We start from the raw sequence: 7,125 nt of genomic DNA on the forward strand, positions 1-7,125 counted from the left end.
GACTCATATCGCCCACCTACCCACACTTCGGACACGGCAGGCTCAACGCCGACACACACGGAGTAATCATTGGACCAAGAGCCCGAGAGCTTCAATCCCCGCTCCCCCAACCCTCCGGCAGGTCCTCCGGAAGCAGGGTCTGGAGTTCGGCCACCTCGGGGATCTCTCCCCCGTGGGCCGCGGCCTCGATCCGTCGCGTCTGGCGCGCCACGCACTCCTCGAACAGCGCGCGGACCTCGACCCCGCCGCGTTCGGCGAACCCGCCCGTCGGCGCTCCGATCAGGTCCGCCAGCGCCTCACGGGTCCGTTCCGGCAACAGCAGGTCGGTCTCCTCCGCCATCGCCACGAAGACCTCCACCAGTTCGTCGGTCTTGTAGGGCGTGAACTCCACCGGTCCGGCGAACCGATCCGCCAGGCGAGGGGCGGCCCGCATCAGGGACGCCACCGACTCGGGATCGCCGGTCAGGACCACCGCCACGTCGTCGTGGTGGATCTGCATCAGACCGTCGAGGACGTCGGCCGTCTCCCGTCCGTGTCCGACTCCCCCGGTCCCTACCGACTCCGGCAGAAGAACCGACAACACCCCGCCCCGAGCCCGTTCGAAGGCCTCCAGCGCCTCCCTTGAAGGACGCCCCCGATCCACCAGTTCGTCGGCCCTCAGCCGTACCGCGTGTCCGCGCGCGGCCAGCCCCAGGGCGGCGAGGAGTTCGCCGTACAGGCCGGCCACGGTGGAACGTCCGCTCCCGGTCCGACCGGAGAACACCAGGTGACGTGAGCGGCGTTCCGCCCCGTCCGCGCCACCGCGCCGGGGTGATGTCAGCAGGCTCGACAGTTGTCGAGCCAGCGCCTCCTTGACCTCGCCGCGGCCCGCCAGGGAGTCCAGTCGGGCCATCAGTGAGGTGACCTGGCCGCCCGTCCGCTGATCGGGATCGGCCGCGACGGGGTCGGTCACCCCCTCCAGGTCCTCGACCAGGAGCCGGGTGAGGTCGTCCACGGTCGTGTAACCGCCCTCGGCGATCCGCTCGGACTGGGCCCGGACCGCGCCCCCGAGCACCCTGCGCACCTCGCGCCCGTTGTCGAAGGCCACGCCTCGCACCCGGCGTCGGAAGTGCCCCACAAGGAGGTCGTGCACCCCCTCCCCAAGGTCGTAGCCGCGTTCGGTGGCCTCCCCCGCGAAGATCCCGGCCAGTTGATCGGGTGAGTAGTCCTCGAACTCGACGGTCCGCGCCACCCGCGCGCGCAGTTCGGGAGAGGCGTCGAGCAGGGACCGAAGCCGATCGGAGTGCCCGGCCAGGACCAGCACGAACTCCTCGCCCGGACCGTCCAACAGCGCGACCAGGGTGTCGACCACCTCCCGACCGTGCACATCCGGTGCTCCGGACTCTCCGAACAGGGCGTGCGCCCCATCGACGAACAGCACCCCGCCACGGGCCCGCTCCACGGCCTCGGTCACCCTGTCCCGGGTGCCGCCCCGGTATTCGGCCACCAGGTCCGGCCGGGCCACCTCGACGAACCGTCCGTGTTCGGACTCGCCCAACGACCTCAGGATCTGCCCGTACAGCCGGGCCACGGTCGTCTTCCCGATCCCGGGCGGACCGGCCAACACCAGGTGACGGCCCACGTTCAACCCGGGCAACCCCGCCGCGACCCGCTTGGCGCTCACCCGTTGCAGGTCGACCAGCGCCCGGACCTGCCGTTTGACCCGCTCCTGCCCGACCAGTGCGTTCAACTCGGAGAGCAGCGAGTCCAGCGAGCGTTCGCGGTCCCGTACCGCCCCGTCCCCGTTCCCGCCGACGGAACGGCCGGAGGAACCCGTGCTCCGGGCGACCACACGTTCGCCGTCGCCCCCGCGGTTGCCGCTGAAGGTGCTCTCCTCCAGGTAGACCGAGGCACCGGCGGCGGCCCACAGACCCTCGTCGTCGTTACCGGACACGGTGCAGCGCACCAGCCGTACCCGCCCACCGTCCTCCACCATGAGTCCGTCGCCCCGGCCGTCCCTGATCGCGGTGTCCTCCAAGGCCACCACGGCGCCCTCTCCCACACGCACCCCACGCTCGCCACTGCCCGAGAACGTGGAGGAGCGGACCGTGACGTAGCCGCCCTGCACGTAGACGCCGTCCTCCCCGCAATCTGAGAGGTCGGCGTCGACCAGACGCACCTCGGTGCCGTCGAGGATGTTGAGGCCGTCCTCACGGGCCTCCCGCAGCACCATGCCGCGCACGGTGATCGTGGCGTCCTCACGGCTGTGGATCCCCGACCCCACCTCGTGGCCGACGATGTCCTCGAAGGCCCCCGTGCCCCCGACCACGATGGCCATCGGACCGTGCCAGCGACTCACCCGCAGGTCCTCGACCTCCAAACGCGAACGCACCGCCGCGATCGCGCCACGTCCCTCCTGGACGCTCTCGGCCACCGACATCCCCGAGACCTTCACGCGAGCGCCGTCGGCGACCAGCAGGGCGGCCTTGCCGACCTGATCGCAACGCAGGTCGGTCACCGTGGCCTCAGCACCGTCGACGAGGACGGCGTCTGCTGCGGCCCCCTCCACCTTGAGACCCCGGACGGTGAGACGGCCGCCCTCGACCGCCAGCCCGGTCCGGGTGGAACCGAGGATCTCGCAGTCGCGGAGGGTGCTCTGAGAATCTCCGTGGACGAAGAAGGCGTCCGTCTCCTCCTTGTGCGGCGACTCCACCACCAGCCGGGTGAAGTCGGCGCGGGAACGCTCGTAGACCCGGACCGGCCAGTCGTGCGAGCCCGTCACCCGCACGTCGGTGAACTCGGGCGCGGCCCGGTCACGGACGTAGACGCCACCGCCGTCCACCAGCGCGCAGTCGGTCACCTCCGGGGAGGCCCCCGACACGTACAGGGTGTGCCAGTCGTCGTGGGCCCCGGCGAAGATGGTCCCGCTGATCTTCGGGGAGCACTTCCCCTGGACCGCGATCACCGCACCGGCGAAGTAGCAGTCGCGCACGAAGCCCTCGCTGCCGTCCCACAGCAGGCCGCTGTCCTCGAATCGGCAGCCGGTCACCTCGGCGTGCGCCCCTGCCACGGTGACCCGCCGCGGCGAGGTGAAGACGCAGTCGACCGCGCGCAGCCGGGCCCCCTCCTGCGCGTACAGCGGCGGGTACTCGTCCGATGAACTGCGCACACCGACCCCGTGCAACTCCAGGTCGCCGCCCTTGTGCACGTTGAAGACGTTGGTCTCGTCGGCCGCCGTGACGGTGACGGTGCCGGCCCCTTCGGTGGGCACCACGACAACGCGTCGCAGCACTCCGACCGCCTGGGGCTCGACGTACTCGCCCGGTTCCACGCGCAGGTACAGATCCGAGTCCGTGTACCGGGGGTCTTCGAGCACCTGCCCCAGGGAAGAACTCGCGGCGGAATCCGTCTTCGAGACGCGGACCGTGATCATCCATCGACTCCCAGGGAGATAGCGGCCGCGGCGCCGCGCCGAAGGGTCTGCGTTATGTACCGTATCCACCCCGGGGTCCGGGAACCCGATACGGCCCATACCCCTTGTGGCCAGGGTCGGTCAGAACCCGGCGACGTCGTCCGGTGACAGTGTCTGGAGTTCGCCCACGTCGGGCATGTCCCCTGCCAGGGCGGCCGCCTCGATCCGGCGCGCCTGCCGGGTCACGCTCGCCTCGAACAGCTTGCGGACCTCACGCCCGTTGCCGTCCGACAGGCGCGCCTCCTCCCGCTTCATGGTCCGCGCCAACGCCGCCCGGGTCTCCTCGGGAACCAGGAAGTCGGCCCCTTCCGCCATCCCGACGAAGATGCTCAGCAGCTCCTCGCCCCGATAGGGGGCGAACTCGACAGTGCGGGAGAACCGGGAGGCCAGACCGGGGTTGCTCGTCAGGAAACCGTCCATCTCGCCGGTGTAGCCCGCGGCGATGACCACGACCTCGTCACGGTGGTCCTCCATCAGCTTCAGCAGGGTGTCGATGGCCTCCTGACCGAAGTCGCTGCCGGTACCGCCCGGACGGGACAACGTGTAGGCCTCGTCGACGAACAGGACCCCGCCGCGCGCCCTCTCGAACACGTCCTTGGTCTTCTGTGCCGTGTGGCCGACGTAGGAGCCCACCAGATCTGCTCGGGCGGCCTCGACCACCTGTCCCTGCGCGAGCACGCCCAAAGCGGCCATGAGTCGACCGTAGATCCGCGCCACGGTGGTCTTGCCGGTCCCGGGCGGGCCGGAGAACACCAGGTGTTGGGAGGACATCGAGGTGGCGAGTCCGGCTTCCTGACGGCGTCGGTTCGCGGAGATGAGGCTGATGAGGTCGGCGACCTCCCTCTTGACCCCGGCGATCCCCACCATGTTCTCCAAGCGGTCCATGAGCTCACGGGTCTGTTCGGCGTCCCGAGGGCCGCCCACCCGCGCGGACGGACCGATGTCCACGACACCTTCCAGATCCTCGGGCAGGATCAGCGCGAGATCCTCCGCGGCGCTGACGTCACCGGCGACGACCCGGCCGGCCTGGGCCTGGACGATCTCCTCGAACAGTCGCCGCGCCTCGCGCCCGTTGCCGAACGTCTCGTCCCGGCTCTGCCCCTGGAAGTGGCGGACCAACAGGTCACGCACGCCCTCCCCCAGCGTGTAGCCCTGCTTGGGCGCCATCGTCTCGACGATGGTGGTGAGCTGCTCCGGTGAGTAGTTCTCGAACCGAATCGTCCGTGCCACGCGCGAACGCAGCCCCGGGTTGGCGTCGAGGAAGGTCCGCATCTCGCTGGAGTAGCCGGCGAAGACGATGACGACCTCCTCGCGCAGGTCCTCCATCAGCTTGATGAGCGTGTCGATGGCCTCTTGACCGAAGTCGCTGCCGGTACCGAACTTCCGGGACAGCGCATAGGCCTCGTCGACGAACAGGACCCCACCGCGCGCCCTCTCCACGGCCTGGGTGACCTTGGCGCTGGTGCCGCCCAGATGTTCGGCGACCAGGTCCTGGCGGCCCACCTCGACGAACTGGCCGTTGTCCAGGGCGCCCAGGGCGCGCAGGATCTCGCCGTACAACCGGGCCACGGTGGTCTTACCGGTCCCGGGCGGCCCGGAGAAGACCAGGTGGCGGCTGACGTTGAGCGCCGGCAGCCCCGCCGCGACGCGTTTGGCGTTCGCCCGCTGGAAGTCGACCAGCGAGCGGACCTCCTTCTTCACACCGTCCAGGCCCACCATCTCGTCCAGTTCGGCGAGCAGGTCGTCCAGGGACCCGGCCTCACCGGTGGGGGCGTCGGGGACGGTGGCGCCCTCCGCGGCCTTCGCCTTGGCCCGGATCTCGTCGCCGCCCTTGTTGTCGACGAGTTCGGTCTCCTCCAGGTGCACGACGGCCTCGTCGTGCGCCTCCACACCCTTGTTCTCATGGCCCGTGACCTTGCACCGCACCAGCCGGGCACGGCTCTCGGCGTCCACCACCATGATCCCGCTCATGGCCCCGTCCCGGATCTCGGTGTCCTCCAGGGTGAGGACCCCTCCCTCCAGGGCGGAGACCCCGTGTCCTCGGCTTCCGCTCAGGATCGACGACCTCAGGACTAGGCGGGCACCCTTGACGTAGGCGTTGTCGAACGCGCCGTCGACGATCCGGGCGTCGGTCACCTCCATCCGGGCACCGGCACTGACGTGGAAGGTGTTGCCCTCGGGCCCGGCCATCTCCACTCCGTGGGCCTCGACGGTGGCGTCGTCCTGTGCCAGGATCCCACCGGCGACCCTCTCCCCGACCAGGTCCGTCACGAAGATCCGAGCGTCGTGGACACCGAAGCAGGCCCCCTTGAGGTCGCGTCCGCGCGTCCCCTTGAACTCACCACTCCCACCGGACACGTAGACGCCGAACACACCCTCGGATACCCCGCTCCGGTGCTCGGCGAGTTCCAGGCCCGTCAGGTTCACCCGGCTCTTGACGAAGTTGCCCGCGTTGCCGCCCAGATCGAAGGCACGAAGGCCCCGGCCGTTCACCCGCCCCTCTTTCGTGTGCAACGCGGCGCCTTCCACCCCCTTCACGACCAGGTCGGAGAAGGTGAGCGTGCTCTCCACCGCACACACCGCGTTCGCCGGAGCCCTCTCGACGCGGGCGTCGTCGAGCTCGACCTCGGCGCCGTCCAGCACGTACACCGAGTCACCGCCCTCCGCGCCACCGATCACGCGCAGCCGGGTGAACTTCGCCCAGGTGCCCGAACCGGTGACCCGCACCGGCCATCCGCGGTTCCCCTCGACCGTCAGGTCGGTGAACTTGGGCCGGGCGCCCTTTTCCACCCACACCGAGTAGACACCGCTCGCACCGCAATCCCGGAACTCGCAGTCGGTGATGGTGGGCGCGCAGTCGGAGACGAACAGCGAGTGGTAGTCACCGCTGCTCCCGTGGAAGCGCACGCGTTCCACCGTGGGCGAGGCCCCACCCTCCAGGGTGAGGACCGCGCCGTCGAAGACGCAGTCACGGACGATCCCGCCGCCCTTGGTCCAGAGGATCCCGGCACCCTCGAAACGGCAGTTGACCACCTCGTGCGAACGACCGTTCAGGCTCAGTCGAATGTTGCAGTGGAACACACAGTCCACCGTCTTGAGGTGGGCGCCCTCGTCCACGTACAGCGGCGGGAACTCGCCGGCGCCGCCCTCGACCCGGATTCCGTAGAGCTCCAACCTCCCACCGGGCTTGACCCGAAAGACGTTGCCGACGGTGCTCCGTGTGATCTCCACGGTCCCAGGCCCTTGGGTGGGCACCACCAGGATCCTCCGCGTCACCGCGATGATCTCGTCCTCGACGTAGTGCCCCGGATCGACGTGCAGGTACAGATCCGTGCCGGCGTACAACGGGGCACGGACGGCGGCTCCCAGTGAGCGGAAGGCGCCGGGATCGCTCTGGGACACGCGGACCGTGTGCATACGTCTGCTCCGGAGGTGAGGGGCTGGATGCGCTATGCACCCTAGCGCTCACAGGGGCGCCGAACCCGCCGGGAGATCGATCCGATATGGCCGGTTTCGGTCCTGGACACCAGGTCGGTGCGGGGTTCACTCCGTGGCGGAGAGATCCGGTTCCGGTTCGGACTCCGTCACCCGGTCCCGGTGGTCGCCCCGGATCACGGTGTCCTCCAACACGATGGTCGCGTCCTTATGCTCACGGACGTCCCGCACCCGGAGGC

2 protein-coding genes are annotated in these 7,125 nt (G+C 69.8%); both read right to left on the minus strand.

All coding sequences use genetic code 11. The features are described from left to right. Positions 1-91: 91 nt before the first annotated feature. Positions 92-3,412: a right-handed parallel beta-helix repeat-containing protein gene (locus K8V84_RS20460; protein WP_304077437.1), complete on the minus strand. Its 3,321-nt coding sequence runs from the start codon at positions 3,410-3,412 to the stop codon at positions 92-94. Positions 3,413-3,532: 120 nt separating this feature from the next. Continuing rightward, complete coding sequence (locus tag K8V84_RS20465) at positions 3,533-6,853, minus strand: AAA family ATPase (RefSeq protein WP_369696648.1); 3,321 nt, start codon at positions 6,851-6,853, stop codon at positions 3,533-3,535. Positions 6,854-7,125: the final 272 nt, after the last annotated feature.

The sequence above is a fragment of the Nocardiopsis listeri genome (assembly GCF_020741345.1).
GTDB lineage: Bacteria > Actinomycetota > Actinomycetes > Streptosporangiales > Streptosporangiaceae > Nocardiopsis > Nocardiopsis listeri_A.

What these genes read in the sequence shown, in the direction of transcription:
- K8V84_RS20460 (WP_304077437.1), bottom strand. Translation starts at nt 3,412, where the DNA reads ATGATCACGGTCCGCGTCTCGAAGACGGATTCCGCCGCGAGTTCTTCC.